Raw genomic sequence first — 19,947 nt, 5'->3', positions numbered from 1 at the left:
GTTGTTCTCGTACTACCGCTTCCCGGCTTCGCTCTGGATTTCTCCCACATCTGATTGACCAGCAAGTGACATCAACTGACAGTGGGTGTGCTTCGGTCCTGTAGGTTGTTTCTGAAAATAACCCGGCACCTTGGATTTGAAACCCAATGCCTTACATTCGACCTGAATTGATTTGCAGGTATAACGAATGAGTTACTTAGGCACTCCTCGGCGTCAGTTAGCGTGCTTCGCGGGAATCACTTTCAGCCTTTTCAGCTATATCGAGGTGATAACCCTGACAGGCAGCGCTTTGCGTGGGGAGCACTCCCTGTATATGGCCATTATCGGAGCGGTCATCGGTATTCTGTCTTTGAGGCTCATGCCGTGGATCGTTCATCTGGCTGGATTGGCAGGAATGATTCTTGGTGTTGCCCTTGAGCTTTTGCTGGCGGTATATCTCTGGCCCGGAATGCCTTATGAGCGCGTGTTGAGCTATCTCTTGGGTGCGGGACTTGCAGGCATGGTGTCGGCCGGACTTATTGCTTCGATTGTGCTCAAGCACCGAGCGAATCAGCAAATGTGACCAAATGCTCGTCCGCACGCACATTCCCGGTTTACCCGCTCGTTGCCGCATCACATAATCGCGCTGAATCCTCTCTGGGAGACGGTCTTGCCGAGCGCAGCCCTTTCGTCGTCAGTTTTGCTGGTGCAGATATCCGATAGCCACTTGTTTGCCGAGGCGGACGAGGCGTTGTTGGGCATGAGCACGCGGGACAGTCTGGAAAAAGTCGTTGACCGAGTGCTGGCCGAGCAGCCGCACGTCGATCTTGTGGTCGCCAGCGGCGATATCTCGCAGGACGGCAGTGTCGAGTCTTACGAAGCGTTTCGTCGGATAAGCGGGCGGATCGACGCGCCAGCGCGCTGGTTCGCCGGTAATCACGACGAGCTGCCGCAGATGGAGCAGGTTGCGCAGCAAAATGGGTTGCTCGACCCGGTGGTGGACATCGGCCAGTGGCGGGTGACGCTGCTGGATTCGGCGGTGCCCGGTTCGGTGCCGGGTTTTCTCGCGGAGACGCAATTGCAGTTGCTGGAGCAGTCGCTGAGCGAAGCGCCTGACCGGCATCACCTGGTCTGCCTGCACCATCATCCGGTCGCGATTGGTTGTGAATGGATGGCGCCGATCGGTTTGCGCAATGCCGATGCGTTGTTTGCCGTGCTCGATCGTTTTCCGCAGGTTCGCGCCATACTGTGGGGGCATGTGCATCAGGAGTTTGATCAGATGCGTAATGGCGTGCGCTTGCTGGCCTCGCCGTCTACCTGCATTCAGTTCGCGCCGGGCAGTGTGGATTTCAAGGTAGACACCACGGCGCCGGGCTATCGCTGGTTGCGACTGCATGACGACGGACGGCTGGAAACGGCTGTTTCCCGAGTGGTCGGCCTGGAATTCGAGGTCGATTACGGCGGCACCGGCTATTGAATGAGCAGGCGGATACGTTTCCTGTGAGGTGCTGTAGCGTAAGTCCCTGTAAACTACACGGCTTTGCCTTGCACCCGGGAGCGACAGCGTGACGAGCGACACACCTTCACTGCTATATATCCATGGCTTGAACAGCTCGGCCCTGTCGAGAAAGGCCTGTCAGCTGAGCGCGCTGATGAAGTTCCTGGGTCTGGCTGATCGTCTGCAAGTCCCTGAACTGCATCATCATCCGCGTCAGGCCATGCTCCAGCTTGAGACGTCTATCACGGCGCTGGGACGGCCATTACTGGTCGGCAGCTCCCTCGGCGGCTACTATGCGACTCATTTGGCGCAGCGGCACGGCCTCAAGGCGGTGTTGATCAACCCGGCAGTCAATCCGCATCAGTTGTTCGACGGTTTTCTCGGCGTGCAACAGAACCTGTACACCGGCGAGCAGTGGCAGTTGACCGAAGATCATATTCGGGCGCTGGCCGAGCTGGAAGTTCCCGCGCCACAGGATCCGCAGCAGTTCCAGGTATGGCTGCAGACCGGTGACGAGACGCTCGATTATCGTCGCGCCGAGAAGTTTTACCGCAGCTGCGCCTTGCGCATTCAGGCGGGCGGCGACCACAGCTTTCAGGGCTTTGCCGAGCACATGCCAGCACTGCTGACCTTTGCCGGATTTGCCCCCGATCTGTTGCAGAAGATCGATCTGTCGGCGCTGTAGGTGATCGATGCCCGGTCACATGAATGCAAGAACATTGAACCCCCGAAATTCCATGAAAGATTGATAACGAGAACCCATGGCCAATCCCAGCGCTAGCTCTTATAACGCAGACGCCATCGAAGTCCTCTCGGGCCTCGATCCGGTTCGCAAACGTCCGGGCATGTACACCGACACCTCGCGGCCTAACCACCTGGCTCAGGAAGTCATCGACAACAGCGTCGACGAAGCCCTGGCCGGTCACGCGCGTTCGGTACAGGTCATCCTTCATGCCGACAATTCGCTCGAGGTGTCCGACGACGGCCGCGGCATGCCTGTGGACATCCACCCGGAAGAAGGCGTGTCCGGCGTCGAGCTGATCCTCACCAAGCTTCACGCGGGCGGCAAGTTCTCCAACAAGAACTATCAGTTCTCCGGCGGCCTGCACGGCGTGGGCATTTCCGTGGTCAACGCGCTTTCCACTCAGGTTCGGGTGCGGGTCAAGCGTGATGGCAACGAATATGAAATGACCTTCGCTGACGGCTACAAGGCCACCGAGCTGGCGGTCGTCGGCACCGTTGGCAAGCGCAATACCGGGACCAGCGTCTATTTCGCCCCCGATCCGAAGTATTTCGATACACCGAAGTTTTCCGTCAGCCGTCTCAAGCATGTCCTCAAGGCCAAGGCGGTTCTGTGCCCGGGCCTGCTGGTCAGCTTCGAAGACAAATCCAGCGGCGAGAAAGTCGAGTGGCATTACGAAGACGGCCTGCGCTCCTACCTGCAGGACTCGGTCACCGAGTTCCTGCGCCTGCCGGACGAGCCGTTCTGCGGCAGCTTCACCGGTAACAAGGAGGCGGTCGACTGGGCGCTGCTCTGGCTGCCCGAAGGGGGCGACAGTGTTCAGGAAAGCTACGTCAACCTGATCCCGACGGCGCAGGGCGGCACCCACGTGAACGGCTTGCGCCAGGGCTTGCTGGATGCCATGCGCGAGTTCTGCGAGTTCCGCAACCTGTTGCCGCGTGGTGTGAAGCTGGCCCCGGAAGACGTCTGGGAGCGCATTGCTTTCGTCCTGTCGATGAAAATGCAGGAGCCGCAGTTCTCCGGGCAGACCAAAGAGCGTCTGTCGTCCCGTGAAGCGGCGGCCTTCGTCTCGGGTGTGGTCAAGGACGCGTTCAGCCTGTGGCTCAACACTCACTCCGAGCTGGGTCTGCAACTGGCTGATCTGGCGATCAACAACGCCGGTCGTCGTCTCAAGGCGAGCAAAAAGGTCGAGCGCAAGCGCATCACCCAAGGGCCGGCGTTGCCGGGCAAACTGGCCGACTGTGCCGGACAGGACCCGGCGCGCTCCGAACTGTTTCTGGTCGAGGGTGATTCTGCCGGTGGCTCCGCCAAGCAGGCACGCGACAAGGAATTCCAGGCGATCCTGCCGCTGCGCGGCAAAATCCTCAACACCTGGGAAGTGGACGGCGGCGAAGTGCTCGCCAGTCAGGAAGTCCACAACATTGCCGTGGCCATCGGCGTTGACCCGGGCGCAGCCGATATCAGCCAGCTGCGTTACGGCAAGATCTGCATCCTGGCCGACGCCGACTCGGATGGTCTGCACATTGCGACGCTGCTGTGTGCCTTGTTCGTGCAGCACTTCCGCCCGCTGGTCGACGCCGGGCACGTGTATGTCGCCATGCCGCCGCTGTACCGGATCGACCTGGGCAAGGAAATCTACTACGCGCTCGACGAAGCCGAGCGTGACGGGATCCTCGACCGTCTGGTCGCTGAAAAGAAACGTGGCAAGCCGCAGGTCACCCGATTCAAGGGCCTGGGTGAGATGAACCCGCCGCAGTTGCGCGAAACCACCATGGACCCGAACACCCGGCGCCTGGTGCAGCTCACGCTGGATGATTTCGCGGCCACCTCGGAAATGATGGACATGCTGCTGGCGAAGAAGCGTGCAGGCGATCGCAAGTCCTGGCTCGAGTCGAAGGGCAACCTTGCCGAGGTCCTGACTTGATACGAGCCTGGCTCGCCGCCCTGATCCTGATTGCCGCGCCGGTTGTCGCTGCGCCGTTCGAGGCCCTGAAGCTGCAATCCGAGCACCCGGTAGACGATATGGTCGGTGGCAATCTGTCAGGTCTGGCGATGTGCCACGGTCAACTGTGGGCCGTGTCCGACCGTGACGACGATGTGCTGTACAGCCTGGATGTGTCGCAAGACACCTGGAAGGCTCAGCCATACCACATTGACGCACCGTCTCCGCAAAGCTATCTGCCATTGAAGTTGCGTTTCATGGCGGGGCTTTCCGCGCTGATACGCGGCGGCAGTCTGGATTTCGAGGGTGTCAGCTGCGATGCAGCCGGCAACCGCTATCTGGTCAGCGAGGCTTACGGCGCGGTGCTCAAGGTGCCGGTGAGTGGCAAACCGTTCTGGCTGGATTTACCAAAAGAGCTGGTGGAGCAGGCGCGGGCCCAGGGCATGTTGCAACGTTTCAACGCGATTTTCGAAGGGATTGCCGTGAATCCTGCGGGCGATCGTCTCTGGCTGGCGGCCGAACGCGAGAAGCGCGGTTTGCTGGTGGTGCAACGCAACAAGGAGCAGTGGTCCTGCGGGCAGAACTGCGTGCTGCTGTCCGAGTCCGGTCTGGATGCGTTGCCGCCGGAGCAGGGCAGCAAAAAGGTGTCGACGGACTTTTCCGATGTGTCGCTGTACAACGGCAAGCTGTTCACGCTGGAGCGTGCGGTGTATCGCATCTGTCGACGTGATATCGAGACCGGACAGGTCGAGCGTTGCTGGTCGTTCGCCAAGGAGGCCATGGTGCCGTCGCGTCGTTACGATCAGCCCTACGGCCTGACCGAGGCGCTGGTGGTGGACGAGAAGGGCGCGTGGATCGGCATCGACAATAACTTCGGTGTGCGCGCCGACGGTGAGAAGCGCCCGATCGTCTGGCGTTTCGCGGCACCCGAGGCGGGCTGGAGCGCCGGGCAGTGAGCGACGTGCAGCCCGGCAAGCGCGCTGGCAAGGTGCTGATGATCATGGCCTGGGCGGCCGGTCTGTTTCTCGCGACGCGCTTTTTCGGCGATTGGGAAGACAGGCAGCAGAACCCCAATGCCGTGGTTACCTCGCAACACGGTGACGGCTATATAGAAGTGCAGCTGGCAGGTAATCGTCAGGGGCACTTCGTCACCACCGGCCAGATCAACGGTCGGACAGTGGAGTTCATGATCGACACCGGGGCGACCGATGTGGCCGTACCCGGTGATATGGCTGACCGTCTGGGGCTCAAGCGTGGCTTTCCGGTCACGGTCAGCACGGCCAATGGCAACAGTCAGGGTTTTCGGACCACGCTTGACCGCTTGCAACTGGGCGATATCGTCCTGACCAATGTGCGTGCCCTGGTGGCACCCGGTCTGGACGGTGAACAGGTGCTGCTGGGTATGAGCGCAATGAAACAACTCGAATTCACACAGCGTGGCGGCAATTTGCTGCTGCGCCAGTCAACGAAATAATGAGGCCCGCATGAGCGACTCCCTTGACCTCAGCCTGGATGGTGTAGAACGCCGATCGTTGGCTGACTTCACCGAACAGGCCTACCTCAACTACTCCATGTACGTGATCATGGACCGTGCCTTGCCGCATATCGGTGATGGCCTGAAGCCTGTTCAGCGACGCATTATCTACGCGATGAGCGAACTGGGCCTGGGTGCCGACGCCAAGCACAAGAAGTCGGCGCGCACCGTCGGCGACGTGCTCGGCAAGTTCCACCCGCACGGCGACTCGGCCTGTTACGAGGCGATGGTGCTGATGGCTCAGCCGTTCAGCTACCGCTACACGCTGGTGGACGGGCAGGGCAACTGGGGTGCGCCGGATGATCCCAAATCCTTTGCGGCCATGCGCTACACCGAGGCGCGTCTGTCGCGCTACTCGGAAGTCCTGCTCAGTGAATTGGGCCAGGGCACCGCTGACTGGGTGCCGAACTTTGACGGCACCCTGGACGAGCCCGCGGTGTTGCCGGCACGTTTGCCGAACATCCTGCTCAATGGCACTACCGGCATTGCCGTCGGTATGGCTACCGATGTGCCGCCGCATAACCTGCGCGAAGTCGCCAGCGCCTGCGTTCGTCTGCTGGACGATCCCAAGGCCACGGTTCCCGAGCTGTGCGAGCACATTCTGGGGCCGGACTATCCGACCGAAGCGGAAATCATCACGCCGCGTGCCGACCTGCTGAAAATCTACGAGACCGGGCGTGGCTCGGTGCGCATGCGCGCGGTTTATCGCATCGAAGATGGCGACATCATCGTCACCTCACTGCCGCATCAGGTGTCCGGTGCCAAGGTGCTGGAACAGATCGCCGCGCAGATGCAGGCCAAGAAGTTGCCGATGGTTGCCGACCTGCGCGACGAGTCGGACCACGAAAACCCTTGCCGTATCGTGATCATCCCGCGCTCCAATCGGGTTGAGATGGACGAACTGATGCAGCATCTGTTCGCGACCACCGAGCTGGAATCCAGTTACCGGGTGAACATCAACATCATCGGTCTGGATGGCAAGCCGCAGCTCAAGAACCTCAAGACGCTGCTCGGCGAATGGCTGACGTTCCGTATCGGTACGGTGCGTCGCCGTCTGCAATTCCGTCTGGACAAGGTCGAGCATCGTCTGCACCTGTTGGACGGTTTGCTCACGGCTTACCTGAATCTGGACGAAGTGATTCACATTATCCGTACCGCCGAGCATCCGAAGGCGGAGCTGATCGCGCGTTTCGATCTGTCGGAAATTCAGGCCGACTACATCCTAGACACCCGCCTGCGTCAGCTGGCGCGTCTGGAAGAGATGAAACTGCGCAGCGAGCAGGACGCCTTGCGCAAAGAGCAGGCCAAGCTTCAGGCGTTGCTGGGCAGCGAGTCCAAGCTGCGCAAGCTGGTGCGTGCCGAGCTGATCGCCGACGCTGAAACCTATGGCGACGACCGTCGTTCGCCCATCGTTGCGCGTGCTGAAGCCAAGGCGCTGTCTGAAAACGAACTGATGCCCACCGAGCCGGTGACTGTGGTCCTGTCGGAAAAAGGCTGGGTACGCTGTGCCAAGGGCCACGACATCGATGCTACCGGGCTTTCCTATAAGGCGGGGGACGGTTTCAAGACCTCGTCCATCGGCCGCTCCAATCAGTTCGCCGTGTTCATCGACTCGACCGGGCGCAGTTATTCGGTTGCGGCTCACACCCTGCCGTCTGCGCGAGGCCAGGGCGAGCCGCTGACGGGCAAGCTGCAACCGCCACCAGGCGCGACCTTCGAATGCGTATTGCTGCCGGAAGATGATGCGTTGTACGTGATCGCGTCGGATGCCGGTTATGGTTTTGTCGTCAAAGGCGAAGACCTGCAAGCCAAGAACAAGGCGGGCAAGGCGCTGCTGAGCCTGCCGGCGGGGGCGAAAGTCATCCTGCCTCGCCCTGTGCCCGATCGTGAGCAGAACTGGCTGGCGGCGGTGACCACCGAAGGCCGCCTGCTGGTGTTCAAGATCAGCGATTTGCCGCAGTTGGGTAAAGGCAAGGGCAACAAGATCATCGGTATTCCGGGTGAGCGGGTAGCCAGTCGTGAAGAGTATGTGACTGATCTTGCAGTGATCGGACAAGGCGCTACGCTGGTACTTCAGGCGGGTAAACGAACGCTGTCGCTGAAGCCAGAAGACCTCGAACATTACAAGGGTGAGCGCGGCAGACGTGGCAATAAACTGCCAAGGGGCTTCCAGAGGGTCGATGCATTATTGGTGGAAAATAGCTGAAAACATTGATCTGGCACCAAGGTTCTTCGTTTTGCCATGAAGTACGATGCATAATCGCTGGAGTCATAATGCATATTCACGGATGATATGGGGTCTTGGGGTGCATGCGTGGCTCAGTGCCTGCATGGGTCTTGAAAGTACTAATACTGTGGCCTGTCTCTGGACGGCCACCTGGATGGGACGATGAATTTTCTACGCCTTCCCTTGATCCTGCTGATGACTGGCGTTCTGGGTCTGGCTGGTTGCAGTGTGCACCAGCCGACCGCGCTTTATCAGCTCGATAGTGGTGAGCCTGGTCAGCCGAAACAGAGTAGTGGTCTGGCAGTATTGCTGGGTCCTGTTTCGGTGGCCGACTATCTGCAACGCGAAACCCTGCTGCAACGCCAGCCTGACGGTACCTTGACTGCCTCGTCCGATGGACGCTGGGCGGGTAACCTGTCTTCGGATATCGACCAGTTGCTCTTGCGTCAGCTGGCCTGGAAGCTGGACAGCCAGCGCGTCGTCATGGCGCCTGCGACGGCCAGCTTCACGCCCGATGTTCAGGTCGTGCTGTCCATCACCCGCCTGGATTCCGGTGCCAAACAGCCCGCGGTGCTGGACGCGCAATGGCGACTTCTGGACCGCAAGGGCCATGTCCGTGACAGCCGGCTTGTCCACCTTGAACAAGTCCATGCCGGCAGCTCTGCCGATCAGGTCAAGGCCCAGGGCATGCTGTTGCAGCGCCTGGCTGATCAGGTCAGCACGGCGATCAAGCCGATTTCCTGGCAGGCGCTCGAGGAACCGAAGAAAACGCCTGTCGCCAAGGCCAAAGAGCCTGACAAGCCAAGAATTCCACTGGCTTCCCCTATACGCACCGATCTTGAAGTGTTCCGCTTCTAGGATTGGCCCAACAAAAAGCCCGCAGCGATGCGGGCTTTTTGTTGGGCGCTCTTCTCTGGTTCTCACACCCAGGCGTTCCTGACGTGCTGCACGGTCAGGATAGGACGCAGAGCGTCCAGAACGGCATGCCCACGCGGAGCATGGGCACGATGGTGATCTTGCGGGCACCTATCGTTACTGACACTCCGGGACGGCATGCCTGCGCTGGAGCAGCGGCACGGTGGTGATCTTGCGGACGCCTATCGTTCCTCACGTTCTGCGTGGGAATGCAGGTCGTGACGCTCTGCGTCACCTGTTTGTGCCGGGTCAGGCTGGTCAGGATAGGACGCAGAGCGTCCAGAACGGCATGCCCACGCGGAGCATGGGCACGATGGTGATCTTGCGGGCACCTATCGTTACTCACACTCCGGGGCGGCATGCCTGCGCTGGAGCAACTGCACGGTGGTGATCTTGTGGACACCTATCGTTCCTCACGCTTCGCGTGGGAATGCAGTTCGTGACGCTCTGCGTCACCTAATTGCGCCGGACCAGATCAGTCAGGATAGGACGCCGAGCGCCCAGAGCGGCGTGCCCATGCAGAGCATGGGCACGAGGGAGGAGTGAGCGGAGGAGGCGATCAGGCCTTGTTGGACTCGTGCATGCGCGCCAGCTGGCGTTCGAGCATCGACGGGTAGGGCTCCATCAGGCGTTCTACGCAGCAGGCGCCTTCCGGGCTGGCGATCGGGCGGATGCGGGCGCGTTGGCGGATCAACGGGTCGTCGTTGATGCGGCGTTCGACCAACAGCAGGTTGCGGCTGTGCTGAGACAGCGCCAGTGCGTCCTGCGCCGTTTCAGTCAGCAACAGGTCGATCTGGCTCAGACCACTCAAGCCTTCGCCCAGCGTCAGGCCCAGTTGCAGTTGCAAGGTGATACCGCTGTCGGCCACCTCGATCTGCAAGGCGTGACTGAGTGCGCGCAACAGCTCACCGCAGCAGATTGCGTTGGTCAGGTAGTCATCACCGCTTTCGTGACTGTGGAACAGCATCAGCGTGCTGCCGTCATTCAGCGTATGCAGCTCGCTTTCATACAATGACGCAGCCTGATCGAGGCAGTCGCGGTAGCGTTGCAGCAATTCGGTCAAGCGTGCGCGCGGCAGGCGGCGCAATTGATCCTGCGCACCCAGCTGCACGGCCAGCACTGCACTGTTGTGCGGTTCGACCGGCGCTACCGAGGCAGACACCGGGCGAACGGCTTGCGAGTTTTCCGAGTGATCGCGCAGATCGGCGAACGGATCCTCATCGTCGTCTTCATCTTCCTCGGCAACGATGCGACGCTGCACCGGTGGTGCCGGCAAGCGCGGTTTTGCTTCGCTGTTGCGTGCCGAAACCGGTGGCGCAGGCTTCTCTTCCGGCTCCAGATAAGGATCTTCGCTGTCGTCTTCCTCGCCCTCATACTCGGGCTCGGGCAGCGGTTCTGGCTCCGGCACCGGCGGCGCGAAGGAGGTGCGCAGCTGCCGCGCCAGATCGCCGATTTCATCCTGGCGATCAGTGGCTGGTGTGTACGGGTCAATATCGCGCAGCCAGATACGCATCTGCATCAATGGCGTGGAGATGTGACGGCCAAGGCGCAGGCTCAATGCCAGCGCCAGCGCCAGCAGGATACCGGCCAGAATGCCCATGCTCTGCAGGCTGATGGTCATCGGCTGCTGGAACTGCGACATGTCGAGGCTGATGCGCAGATGGCCTGCCATCACGTCCTGGAACGTGATCTTGATTTCATACAGGCCCTGAGCTTCCCCCAGAAGCCCGTTTTTCGGGCGCTGACCGGCCTCCGCGAGGATGCGGTTATCCACACTGTAGATAGCGGCATGCGCTACCAGTGGATTCTTGACCAGATTGCCCAGCAGCACGTTGAGACTGAGGATGTCGTTGGACACCAACAGCTCGGTAGCCGAGGTGGCGGTCTGTGTGGTCAGGGCCTGCCCCAGCGCATCAGCCTGTTCATGCATGGCCTGCTTGAACTGCAGGCCCATGACACCGGCGTAGATCACCAGCGCCAAAGCGACCAGGATCACGTTATGGCTGGCAATGCGCAAAGCGATCGGTACACGGCGATGACGCAGGGCACGAAAGATGAGCAGGAAGAAATTATCGGTTTTAACGGGCGTGGGCCGGTTCACAGAGCACGGCTCTTTCGGTGAAGTTGTCGCGCAGTATAACGAGCGACCCAGTGGCGGCAAAGCGCTGCCTGTGCCCGGTGGTCACTGAATGTGGTTAGAATGCGGTTTTTTTCCACTGCGGGGGTGCGCCTTGCGCGAAATCGTCCTGATTAACATCACTGGTGTCGACCGTCCCGGTCTCACTGCAGCCATCACCGGCGTTCTCGCTCAGGGTGGCGTGAACATTCTCGATATTGGTCAGGCGGTGATCCACGACACCCTGTCGTTCGGCATCCTGGTTGAAATTCCGGATACCGTGCAGGGATCCTCGGTGCTCAAGGACATCCTGTTCACCGCCTACGAACTGGATCAGCAAGTCCGTTTCACTGCGGTGTCCGAAACCGACTATCAGCACTGGGTCGAAGGCCAGGGCAAGGCGCGTCACATCGTTACGCTGCTGACCCGCAAGGTCACGGCCGAGCAATTGCAGTGTGTCAGCGCTATCACTGCCAAGTACGGCCTGAATATCGATCAGATCGATCGTTTGTCCGGTCGCATGCCGCTCGACACCCCGGCCGACAAGGGCAAGGGCTGCATCGAGTTCACCGTACGCGGCGAGCCTGCCGACCCGAAGGCCATGCAGGCCGAATTCCTCGCGGTTGCTCAGGATCTCAACGTAGATATCGCATTCCAGCAGGACTCGCTGTTCCGCCGTAATCGGCGCCTGGCGGTGTTCGACATGGATTCGACCCTCATTGAGGCCGAAGTCATCGATGAGCTGGCCAAGGCCGCAGGCGTCGGCGAGCAGGTTTCCGAGATTACCGAACGTGCCATGCGCGGCGAACTGGATTTCAGCGAAAGCTTCAAGGAGCGCCTGGCCCTGCTCAAGGGTCTCGATGTGAGCGTGCTGGATGAAATCGGCGCGTCTCTGCGTCTGACCGAAGGCGCTGAAACGCTGTTCTCCGAGCTCAAGCGGCTGGGTTACAAGACGGCGATTCTGTCGGGTGGCTTCACCTATTTTGCCAAGCAGCTGCAAGCAAAGCTGGGCATCGATTACGTTTTTGCCAATGAGCTGGAAGTGGTTGACGGCAAGGTGACCGGCGTAGCGGTCGAGCCGATAGTCAATGCGCAGCGCAAGGCCGATCTGTTGCGCGAACTGGCCCACAAGGAAGGGTTGAGCCTGGAGCAGACCATCGCGGTCGGCGACGGTGCCAATGACCTGCCGATGCTGGCCATTGCCGGGTTGGGTGTCGCGTTTCGCGCCAAGCCACTGGTCAAGCAATCGGCCAAACAGGCCATTTCGACGCTGGGACTCGACGGCGTGCTGTATCTGCTGGGATTCCGCGATCGCGAAGGAAAGCGCTGACGCTCAGTCCATCGTGGTCTGCCCCTGAAGGCAGGGGGCAAATCGCGGCGGCTGCCGCAGTGATCGCTACAACGTGCCCCACAAGGAATCGAATTCCTGATCCGGCCTGGTCTTTTCGCTCTCGGCGGCTTTGGGGGCGTCGTACATCTGATACTCGAACTGATTGTAACTGGCGCTGCTGACCTGCCGGTTGCTCAGTGAGGCGCGACGCTCTTCACCACCGACATTGATCATTACCTTGTTGCCTTCCTGAAACGGCAGGCGCGGTGCAAGCACGGTGGGCGGTTTTTCCATGGCGCGAACTTCCGGCAGCATCAGGGTTCGCAGGTACTGGCTGTTCTGCTGTTCGCGAATAAGCTGCATGCCGCACGGCTGAGCAAACGGGGCGATCAGTTCGATCCCCATCTGTGTACCACCGCTGCGTACCTGACGGATCCAGCGCACCATGGCAATGCTCCAGCCCTGGCCTGCGTCATCCTGAATGCCCACCAGTTCGCCAGCTTGCAACTGCTGAGGCACGTCCTTCTGCCATGCCAGGCAGTAACCGCCCGGGCTGTGGTTGACGATATTCAGGTCGAAAGTCGGAAACGTATGCTGGCCGTTGGAAAGCGATTCGCTGTCGCCGTCGTTTTTCGGGTATTCGATCTCTTCGTAGGGCAGCAGGACGGATGAGGTCTTGCCGCGCTGAGTATCAAAAGCAGAGGCCCACGGATCGTCTGCGTCATCATTGGCCATCTTCAACGAAAAACTCGCTGCACTGGTGGCGCTGTTCAATTGCAACAGCTCGCTGAACGACTTCTGGCCGGCGACATAGAAATGCAGCGCGCTCATACCGATGCACAGTTTCAACGTGCCCTTGCCGGGAGTGCGTTGAAAGGTGCGTTCGGCCACATCACCCCAGGCGACCGCCAGATGTTGCAGCAGGTCAGTGTTGATACCGGTTGGAATCAGCAGCGGCGAGGGCGTGCGCTGATCATCCGGCAGGGCCAGGTACTGATTGATCGCTTCCGCCAGCGCGAAGGTATTGATACCCAGCAGCCGTGGAGATTGTTCGTCGTTGAACAGGGTGCGATACAGCGGCGGTTTGTCGACTGTCGGGTCCAGGGCGAACAGGCTGCTTTCCGTGGCGGGCGAATGCAGTCTGACTAGCGGGCTCCAGGCCTCCAGCGCGTCGGCCAGTTTGCCGATGTTCAACTGACGCATCTGATTGCAGCGCGAACAGCCCATCAGCAGCGCGATCACGTAGGTCTGTTCCACGCTCAGCACTTTGCTGTGATGGGCCAGGGGTTCTTCGACCGGCGTATTGTGCAACTGGTACTGACGGGCAATTTGGTAGATCTGATGCAGTTCGAGCCACAGTCCGTCCTGAACGGGGCAGTAGAGCTGATTGGCGCGGATCAGCGGTCCGTTGAGCCCGTGTAATGCTCGTTGCAGTGCAGTGCTGAACAGCCCTGCCTGATCTCGGGTGTAGCGTGGGGCGACTTGCTGAATGATCTGTTTGTAACCGGTCGCCAGATGGTTTTGCAGTGCCTGGCAGAGGTTGGCAACCTTGCGTGGTCGCTCGTCCAGCACAATGGCCTGATTGAGAAAGTGGCGTTCGAGGTGCTTGCAGACGAAGTACACCTCGGGTCGCAATAGCTCGAGCAGTTGCAGGCGGTTTTCGCTCGGGGTGATCAACTGGTTCAGCTCGGTCAGCCCTTGATAGAGCTGGCGCGCCATTTCTCCGAGGTTTGCCTTGGGCAATCTGGAGATCCAGCGTTTGAGGTCGCGGGGATTGGCTTCACTGAATGTCAGGCTCGACTGCGTCGGCGTGGGGGCACGCAATAGCAGAGGGAGGCTAAAATTACTCATGTGACAGGCAAACTCCAACAACTCACTGGCCCGGACGATGGCTTCATAGGGGGGGCGAGGTTATCGCGCACCCGCGGTTTGCCGAGCATACGCCCATGAAAGTGCGAAGTATCCTACAGCATTGATCGGGCGACTTTACCAGTATCGACATCGCTTCGCAGAAAATATGGCTCTAAGCCATTATAGTCCGGCGGCACGTTGCATGAGCGCCACTGTCCATCATCGGACACTCATGCATCGAGGCTCAGGCCGCCATCATGCCTGGGCCGGAACAGCCAGTGCCTGGCCCATTTGAACCTTGGAGCCAGCGGTCAGTTGTTCAGCCCATTTCACCTGACCTGGACCGAACAGCACGATGGCGGTAGAGCCCAGCTTGAACCGACCCATTTCGGCACCTTTTTCCAGGTGGATCGGTGCACGCGACGCTTCGTCGTAGCTGAACGTCTTCAGTTCACGCTTGGGCGGCGTGACCAGCCCGGCCCATACCGTTTCGACAGACGCCACGATCATCGCGCCCACCAGTACTACGGCCATGGGGCCGCGTTCGGTGTCGAACAGGCAGACCACTCGCTCGTTACGGGCGAACAGTTCGGGTACGTTTTCGGCCGTGGTCTGGTTGACCGAGAAGATGCGGCCCGGTACGTAGACCATTTCGCGCAGCGTGCCAGCCAGTGGCATGTGGACGCGGTGATAATCCTTCGGCGACAGGTAGACGGTCGCGAACTCGCCGCCCATGAACGGCGCCGACAGCTTGGGATCACCCCCGAGCAGTTCGAGCACGCTGAAACTGTGGCCCTTGGCCTGGAAGATCCGGCCGTGGTCGATAGGGCCCAGCTGGCTGATGGCGCCGTCGGCTGGCGAGAGAATCGCGCCCGGTGTGGTATCGAGCGGGCGGGCGTCGGCTTTCAATGCCCGTGTGAAGAACGCGTTGAAGTGCTCGTAGGACGTCAGGTCTTCGACCAGTGCCTGCGACATGTCCACCTGATAACGGCGGGCAAACCACGCGGTGAAAGCGTTTTTGAACCAGCGTACGCGGCATTCGGCAACGCAGCCTGCCAGTCGGGACAGCAGGTGGTGCGGCAGCAGGTACTGGCTGATGATGAACAAGCGGTCTTTCATTGAAGGTCCTGAGGATGAGTGTCCTGAATATTTCTGTGAGGTCCGTCCCGGTTCGGTGGCGCGGACCGGTTCGACGCGTTCGGCTGGTGCTGGGGCTGGCTGAGCAGGCGCGGCGGGTTGCGCAACCTCGACTGCCTCGGCCGGCGCGGCGGCCACATCCGGCACGGCTACCGGTGTCTCCGGGTGATTGCCCCATTCACCCCACGAGCCGGCATACGCCTTGACCCTTGGATAGCCCAGCGCCTTGGCCACCAGATAGGTGAAGCCCGAGCGGTGATGGGTCTGACAGTGAGTGATGATTTCCTTGTCGGGTGTGATGCCCAGGTCGCGAAGGATCTCCGGCATGTCCTGGCGAATACGCAGGTTGCGCGCCTTGTCCATGCCCGCCGTCCACTCGAAATTGACGGCGCCGGGTATGTGTCCGCCTTTGGCTGCGACCACTTTCTCGCCCGAATACTCGGTTGGCGCGCGGGCATCCCAGATCGCCAGGTCGGCGGCGCCCAGACGGCTTTGCAGGTACTCACGCGTGGCGGTAGGTTCGTCGTGCAGCGTCAGCGTTACCGGGGCATCGGCAGCAGGCGGAACGTCAGTGCTCAGCGGTAGCAATTGCGCTTCCCAGGCCAGCAGCCCACCGTCCAGGTAGTGATAACGGCTGTGGCCGATGACATCCAGCAGCCAGATGAAACGCCCGGCCCAGCCGCCGCCTTCGTCGTCGTAGACGACATAGACGGCGTCGGGGTTGTGGCCCAGCTCGCCGAACAAGTGCTCAAGACTCGCAGTGTCGGGCAGCAGGCCGGGGGCAGGAGGCTTGCCCAGTTGTGTACGTTTCGGATCGACGAAGCGGGCACCGCGAATGTGCCCGGCTTCGTAGCGAGCGCTGCTGGTCAGATCCACGAGGATCAGTTCCGGGGCGTCTAGACGCTCAAGCAGATCGTTGGGTTCGATGACCAGCGACAAGCCAGTGAATGCGGACATTTGCAGCCTCCGATGAAAGGAAAGGGGCGAATTGTACGCCAGGCCTCATGCTTTGCGATGACTAAAGATGCCCAGTGCCCGTTCAATACATTGCGCGGTTTTTCCGAATGCCTGAACGGAAATTTCCGACAAGGCCCCGCCGCCCTGGTCGGCGACCACCAGCAGCATCACTTTGCCGTTGTTGCTCAGCGAGCGAATCAGCCAGTGCTGGCCGCTGAACAGGGTTTTCAGCTGCGGCGGCAGCAGGGCGGCAAATTGCGCACTGTTGGCGGGCGTCATGCGTAACTGCGTCGGCTGGGTCAGCAGGCGTTGCAGCACGGTGCTTTCCTTGATGAACAGCTGCAAGGCCGCGGCATCCTTCGGCAGTCCCGCAGTCTGATTGACGCGCAGCACAGTCGCGGTCTTGTCCAGCATCAGCAGCATGACCCGCTCCATGCCGCACGACATGAAGGCGTCGCGCGCCGAGGTGGTCAGGTGCATGGCGTTGATGAACGGGCTGGGATCCTGCAGCAGCTCGGCGCATTGCTTGCGCCACAGTTGCAGGGCGTCGGCCGATGGTGGTGGTGCAGGTTCATTGTCGCGCCTTACACGGCGCGCGTCCCACGGCCAGATCAGCGATTCGGCCGGGTGCCAGATGTCTTTTTCCGCATGGATGCGTGCGCTGCTGGCGGCATTCTGGTGCGCCTGTTGCTGTACTTCGCTGATCGACTGTTGCAGGTACAGGCTGGTCAGCCGTTTCCAGCGCAGGCAGTGCGGGCTGTTCCAGGCATTTTGCGCGGCCAGCGCCAGGCCATTGCCCAACAACACGGTATTGGCTGGCTGATTCAGCCAGCGTCGCAGGTTGGGGTTGTCGTCCATAAGTTGTTGCTGGTGCAGCGGGCTGTGTTCTTCGCGGGCGATGCGCAGCGCCTTGGCCAGATCGCGTCGCTCGTTGATCAACAGCTTATAACCGCGCGTGACCCAAATCGGCAGGCGCCAGAACTCGGCGAGTGCCAGGCACAATTCCAGCAGGTTGACGCCAAACAGCTCTTTTTCCACGGCAACGCTGGAGTGGCCTTTGTGAATAACCCGCAGTTCCAGTTCTTCAAGCAGCTTCGGATAGGCCAGCGCCATCGGCCACAGCGGCGACAGAAACAGCAAGCTGCCCATGTGGATGTCCTGCCAGAGTCGCGCAAGGCGGCTGGCAAACAGGCCGTTGGCCTGTTGCGTGGCGTGCTGGCTGACCAGAATCAGTTGGCGATAGGCCGCAGGAATGTCTTCGGGCGGTTTGGCCGGCAAACGGCCCAGAAGGACTTCGGTACGCGCCAGACCCAGGCGGTTGATCGCAATTTCGAGGCTCTCGGCCTGCTCGGTCAAACCATGGGTGTGATGGTTGGCCTCGCGCATCACGCTCAGCACCAGCGCAGGACTTTCCTGCATCATTTCGGCGATTTCACGCAGCGAGCGACGACTGTCGTTCAGTGCGGCGCGGACGTGCCCATGATTTACGGCAGGGACCGGCAACGCGATGCCGTCAAGCAGTTTGACCCAGGCATCCAGCGTCTTCGGAACGAGGTGATGTGCTGCGTGTTCTGTCGGCATTCGAGGGCCTGTGCGGCTGATTATCTAAGCTGGGAAATCGCCAGTGTACGGGGCGCTGAGGCCATTTTCCTCCTTTTACGGAGGCGGATAAATGGGTTTTTCAAAAGAACCGGCTATAGTCTCGCCCAGTTAGGCCGATAAGGAGAAGAAGAGATTCAACAACTTCCGGACTGTCCCTGAACCCGACTCAGTAAAGTATTTTTTCCTATGGCTAAAATCATCGGCATCATTGTCGTTATCGCAAGTGTCCTCGGCGGATATGTGCTCTCCCATGGCAAGATCATGGCGCTGTTCCAGCCCTACGAGGTCTTGATTATCGGCGGTGCTGCACTGGGCGCGTTCCTCCAGGCCAACCCTGGCTACATGTTCATGCACGTGTTCAAGAAGTCGCTGAAGATGTTCGGTACGCGCTTCACTCATGCCTATTACCTCGAAGTGCTGGGGCTGGTCTACGAAATCCTCAACAAGAGCCGCCGCGAAGGCATGATGGCGATTGAAGGCGATATCGAAGACGCTGCCTCCAGCCCGATCTTCGCCAAATACCCGGGTGTCCTCAAGGATGAGCGCATGACTGCGTATATCTGCGACTACCTGCGCATCATGTCGTCCGGCAACATGGCCCCCCACGAGTTGGAAGGTCTGTTCGACATGGAACTGTTGAGCATGAAAGAAGAGCTCGAGCATCCATCCCACGCCATTACCGGTATCGCCGACGGTATGCCCGGCTTCGGTATCGTGGCTGCGGTACTGGGTATCGTGGTGACCATGGCATCGCTGGGTTCGGGCGACAAGGCTGCGATCGGTATGCACGTAGGTGCGGCGCTGGTCGGCACATTCTTCGGTATTCTCGCGGCCTACGGTTTCTTCGGTCCTCTGGCCACCAGCCTTGCGCACGATGCCAAGGAAGAAATGAACGTCTACGAGAGCATCAAGGCGTCGCTGGTGGCCTCGGCCTCCGGCATGCCGCCTTCGCTGGCTGTCGAGTTCGGCCGCAAGGTTCTCTATCCGCTGCATCGCCCCAGCTTCAGCGAGCTGGAACAAGCGGTTCGCGGTCGCTAAGTCATGGAAAATAATCAGCCGATTATCATCAAGCGCGTAAAGCGCTTTGGTGGCGGACATCACGGCGGTGCCTGGAAAATCGCGTTTGCCGACTTCGCGACCGCGATGATGGCGTTCTTTCTGGTGCTGTGGCTGATGTCGTCTGCTACCCCCGAGCAGTTGCTCGCGGTCGCCGGGTACTTCAAGGACCCGGTCGGTTTCTCGGACAGCGGTTCGCCGTATGTGATCGATCTGGGCGGTTCGCCGGAGATGTCGCCGAACCAGACGCTGAACCCTGAGGTAAAGACTACGCCATCGCCGGATACTGTGCCGATCGAGGCGGAAACTGCCGAGACCAAGGCTGAAGCGGTGGAGCAGGAGCGTCTGGAGATGCTGCTCCAGGAATTGCAGAACAAGGTCCAGGAAAATCCGCAACTGCAGAAATTCAAGGACCAGATTCTGTTCGAGATCACTCAGGACGGCTTGCGTATCCAGATCATGGATGCTGAAAACCGGCCGATGTTCGACTCGGGAAGTGCGCGCCTCAAGCCTTATTTCGAAGACATTCTGCTGGCCTTGGCTGACACCATCAAAAGTGTGCCGAACAAGGTCAGTATCAGTGGCCATACCGATGCGACGCCTTTCGTGGGCAGTGGCGGGTTCGGCAACTGGGAGCTGTCGGCCAACCGTGCCAACGCTGCACGCCGCGCACTGGTAGCGGGGACGTATCCGGATTCACAGGTGGCCAGGGTAGTGGGGTATGCGTCGTCTGCTCTTTATGACCACCAGAACCCGACCAACCCGATCAATCGCCGCATCGATATCGTGGTACTGACCAGAAAGGCCCAGCATCGCATCGAGGGCGATCAGAACTCCGGTGGTGCGCCAGCCACACCAGCCACGCCGGCAGCACCATTGCCGGCGACACCGGCGGTGCCTGCTGCTCCGGGTGCTTCGACAACTGCGCCGCCCGATCCGCAGGCCTACGCCCAGCCGCACGAGATCCGGCAGAAGCTGAACATCTTTGACGATGGCAAGTTGCGGGTCGAGCCGGCTCAGAACTGAGCTGCCACGGGTACAAAAACGCCGCGATCATCGCG

General features: G+C 60.3%; 15 protein-coding genes and 1 pseudogene. 11 read left to right on the top strand and 5 right to left on the bottom strand.

The annotated features are described in order from the left end of the window. Positions 1–187 precede the first annotated feature (187 nt). From JOE33_RS11340 to JOE33_RS11305, 8 genes are all read left to right on the top strand, one after another. Positions 188–562 carry a hypothetical protein gene (locus tag JOE33_RS11340; RefSeq protein WP_054994364.1) on the top strand — a complete coding sequence of 125 codons (375 nt, stop codon included), beginning with the start codon at positions 188–190 and terminating at the stop codon, positions 560–562. Positions 563–649: 87 nt separating this feature from the next. Further along, positions 650–1,456, top strand: a complete 807-nt coding sequence (gene cpdA, locus JOE33_RS11335; RefSeq protein ID WP_187625050.1) for a 3',5'-cyclic-AMP phosphodiesterase — start codon at positions 650–652, stop codon at positions 1,454–1,456. A gap of 88 nt (positions 1,457–1,544) precedes the next feature. Next, the gene (locus tag JOE33_RS11330) at positions 1,545–2,162 is read left to right on the top strand and encodes a YqiA/YcfP family alpha/beta fold hydrolase (protein ID WP_187625051.1); all 618 of its coding nucleotides are present in this window, start codon (positions 1,545–1,547) and stop codon (positions 2,160–2,162) included. A 76-nt stretch (positions 2,163–2,238) separates the two neighbouring features. Beyond that, positions 2,239–4,143, top strand: a complete 1,905-nt coding sequence (parE, locus tag JOE33_RS11325; RefSeq protein WP_003431952.1) for a DNA topoisomerase IV subunit B — start codon at positions 2,239–2,241, stop codon at positions 4,141–4,143. Continuing rightward, positions 4,140–5,117 (top strand): esterase-like activity of phytase family protein, encoded by a 978-nt coding sequence (locus JOE33_RS11320; protein ID WP_010439400.1) that lies wholly within the window; start codon positions 4,140–4,142, stop codon positions 5,115–5,117. The genes parE and JOE33_RS11320 overlap by 4 nt, the downstream gene beginning before the upstream one ends. A gap of 38 nt (positions 5,118–5,155) precedes the next feature. After that, positions 5,156–5,635, top strand: a complete 480-nt coding sequence (locus JOE33_RS11315; RefSeq protein ID WP_161632433.1) for a TIGR02281 family clan AA aspartic protease — start codon at positions 5,156–5,158, stop codon at positions 5,633–5,635. 10 nt (positions 5,636–5,645) lie between these two features. Then, the gene (gene parC / locus JOE33_RS11310; RefSeq protein ID WP_187625052.1) at positions 5,646–7,901 is read left to right on the top strand and encodes a DNA topoisomerase IV subunit A; all 2,256 of its coding nucleotides are present in this window, start codon (positions 5,646–5,648) and stop codon (positions 7,899–7,901) included. A 183-nt stretch (positions 7,902–8,084) separates the two neighbouring features. Continuing rightward, the gene (locus JOE33_RS11305) at positions 8,085–8,780 is read left to right on the top strand and encodes a PqiC family protein (RefSeq protein WP_032615424.1); all 696 of its coding nucleotides are present in this window, start codon (positions 8,085–8,087) and stop codon (positions 8,778–8,780) included. Between the two features lie 616 nt (positions 8,781–9,396). Here JOE33_RS11305 and JOE33_RS11300 read toward each other — a convergent pair. Beyond that, complete coding sequence (locus JOE33_RS11300; RefSeq protein WP_187625053.1) at positions 9,397–10,938, bottom strand: histidine kinase; 1,542 nt, start codon at positions 10,936–10,938, stop codon at positions 9,397–9,399. Positions 10,939–11,068: 130 nt separating this feature from the next. Between JOE33_RS11300 and serB the strand changes: the two genes are divergently transcribed. Then, on the top strand, positions 11,069–12,283 hold the full coding sequence (gene serB, locus JOE33_RS11295; RefSeq protein WP_003431946.1) for a phosphoserine phosphatase SerB: 1,215 nt from the start codon (positions 11,069–11,071) through the stop codon (positions 12,281–12,283). Positions 12,284–12,349: 66 nt separating this feature from the next. Here serB and JOE33_RS11290 read toward each other — a convergent pair whose 3' ends face one another. From JOE33_RS11290 to JOE33_RS11280, 4 genes and pseudogenes are all read right to left on the bottom strand, one after another. Next, positions 12,350–14,134, bottom strand: coding sequence for a hypothetical protein (locus JOE33_RS11290; RefSeq protein WP_054994372.1), 1,785 nt, complete (start codon positions 14,132–14,134; stop codon positions 12,350–12,352). Positions 14,135–14,389: 255 nt separating this feature from the next. Continuing rightward, positions 14,390–15,253: an archaetidylserine decarboxylase gene (asd, locus tag JOE33_RS25795; RefSeq protein ID WP_240009359.1), complete on the bottom strand. Its 864-nt coding sequence runs from the start codon at positions 15,251–15,253 to the stop codon at positions 14,390–14,392. A gap of 162 nt (positions 15,254–15,415) precedes the next feature. Then, positions 15,416–16,228: pseudogene (locus JOE33_RS25790) on the bottom strand (rhodanese-like domain-containing protein); the annotation flags it as partial. A 45-nt stretch (positions 16,229–16,273) separates the two neighbouring features. Continuing rightward, on the bottom strand, positions 16,274–17,809 hold the full coding sequence (locus JOE33_RS11280; RefSeq protein ID WP_187625055.1) for an HDOD domain-containing protein: 1,536 nt from the start codon (positions 17,807–17,809) through the stop codon (positions 16,274–16,276). A 207-nt stretch (positions 17,810–18,016) separates the two neighbouring features. Here JOE33_RS11280 and motA point away from each other — a divergent pair, with 207 nt between their 5' ends. Both motA and motB read left to right on the top strand, forming a co-directional pair. Continuing rightward, positions 18,017–18,868 carry a flagellar motor stator protein MotA gene (gene motA / locus JOE33_RS11275; RefSeq protein WP_005736865.1) on the top strand — a complete coding sequence of 284 codons (852 nt, stop codon included), beginning with the start codon at positions 18,017–18,019 and terminating at the stop codon, positions 18,866–18,868. A 3-nt stretch (positions 18,869–18,871) separates the two neighbouring features. Next, positions 18,872–19,912: a flagellar motor protein MotB gene (motB, locus tag JOE33_RS11270; protein WP_096140718.1), complete on the top strand. Its 1,041-nt coding sequence runs from the start codon at positions 18,872–18,874 to the stop codon at positions 19,910–19,912. The last annotated feature ends 35 nt before the right edge of the window (positions 19,913–19,947 follow it).

Source organism: Pseudomonas sp. PvP027, from assembly GCF_017833005.1.
GTDB lineage: Bacteria > Pseudomonadota > Gammaproteobacteria > Pseudomonadales > Pseudomonadaceae > Aquipseudomonas > Aquipseudomonas congelans.
Note: the sequence above shows the minus strand (reverse complement) of the source record. Positions and strands in the feature narration are given on the sequence as shown.

Excerpts from the sequence above, each read along its gene's own strand:
- JOE33_RS11340 (WP_054994364.1), top strand. The coding sequence starts at position 188 with ATGAGTTACTTAGGCACTCCTCGGCGTCAGTTAGCGTGCTTCGCGGGA.
- parE (WP_003431952.1), top strand. The coding sequence starts at position 2,239 with ATGGCCAATCCCAGCGCTAGCTCTTATAACGCAGACGCCATCGAAGTC.
- JOE33_RS11315 (WP_161632433.1), top strand. The coding sequence starts at position 5,156 with ATGATCATGGCCTGGGCGGCCGGTCTGTTTCTCGCGACGCGCTTTTTC.
- parC (WP_187625052.1), top strand. The coding sequence starts at position 5,646 with ATGAGCGACTCCCTTGACCTCAGCCTGGATGGTGTAGAACGCCGATCG.
- JOE33_RS11305 (WP_032615424.1), top strand. The coding sequence starts at position 8,085 with ATGAATTTTCTACGCCTTCCCTTGATCCTGCTGATGACTGGCGTTCTG.
- JOE33_RS11290 (WP_054994372.1), bottom strand. The coding sequence starts at position 14,134 with ATGAGTAATTTTAGCCTCCCTCTGCTATTGCGTGCCCCCACGCCGACG.
- asd (WP_240009359.1), bottom strand. The coding sequence starts at position 15,253 with ATGAAAGACCGCTTGTTCATCATCAGCCAGTACCTGCTGCCGCACCAC.
- JOE33_RS11280 (WP_187625055.1), bottom strand. The coding sequence starts at position 17,809 with ATGCCGACAGAACACGCAGCACATCACCTCGTTCCGAAGACGCTGGAT.
- motA (WP_005736865.1), top strand. The coding sequence starts at position 18,017 with ATGGCTAAAATCATCGGCATCATTGTCGTTATCGCAAGTGTCCTCGGC.
- motB (WP_096140718.1), top strand. The coding sequence starts at position 18,872 with ATGGAAAATAATCAGCCGATTATCATCAAGCGCGTAAAGCGCTTTGGT.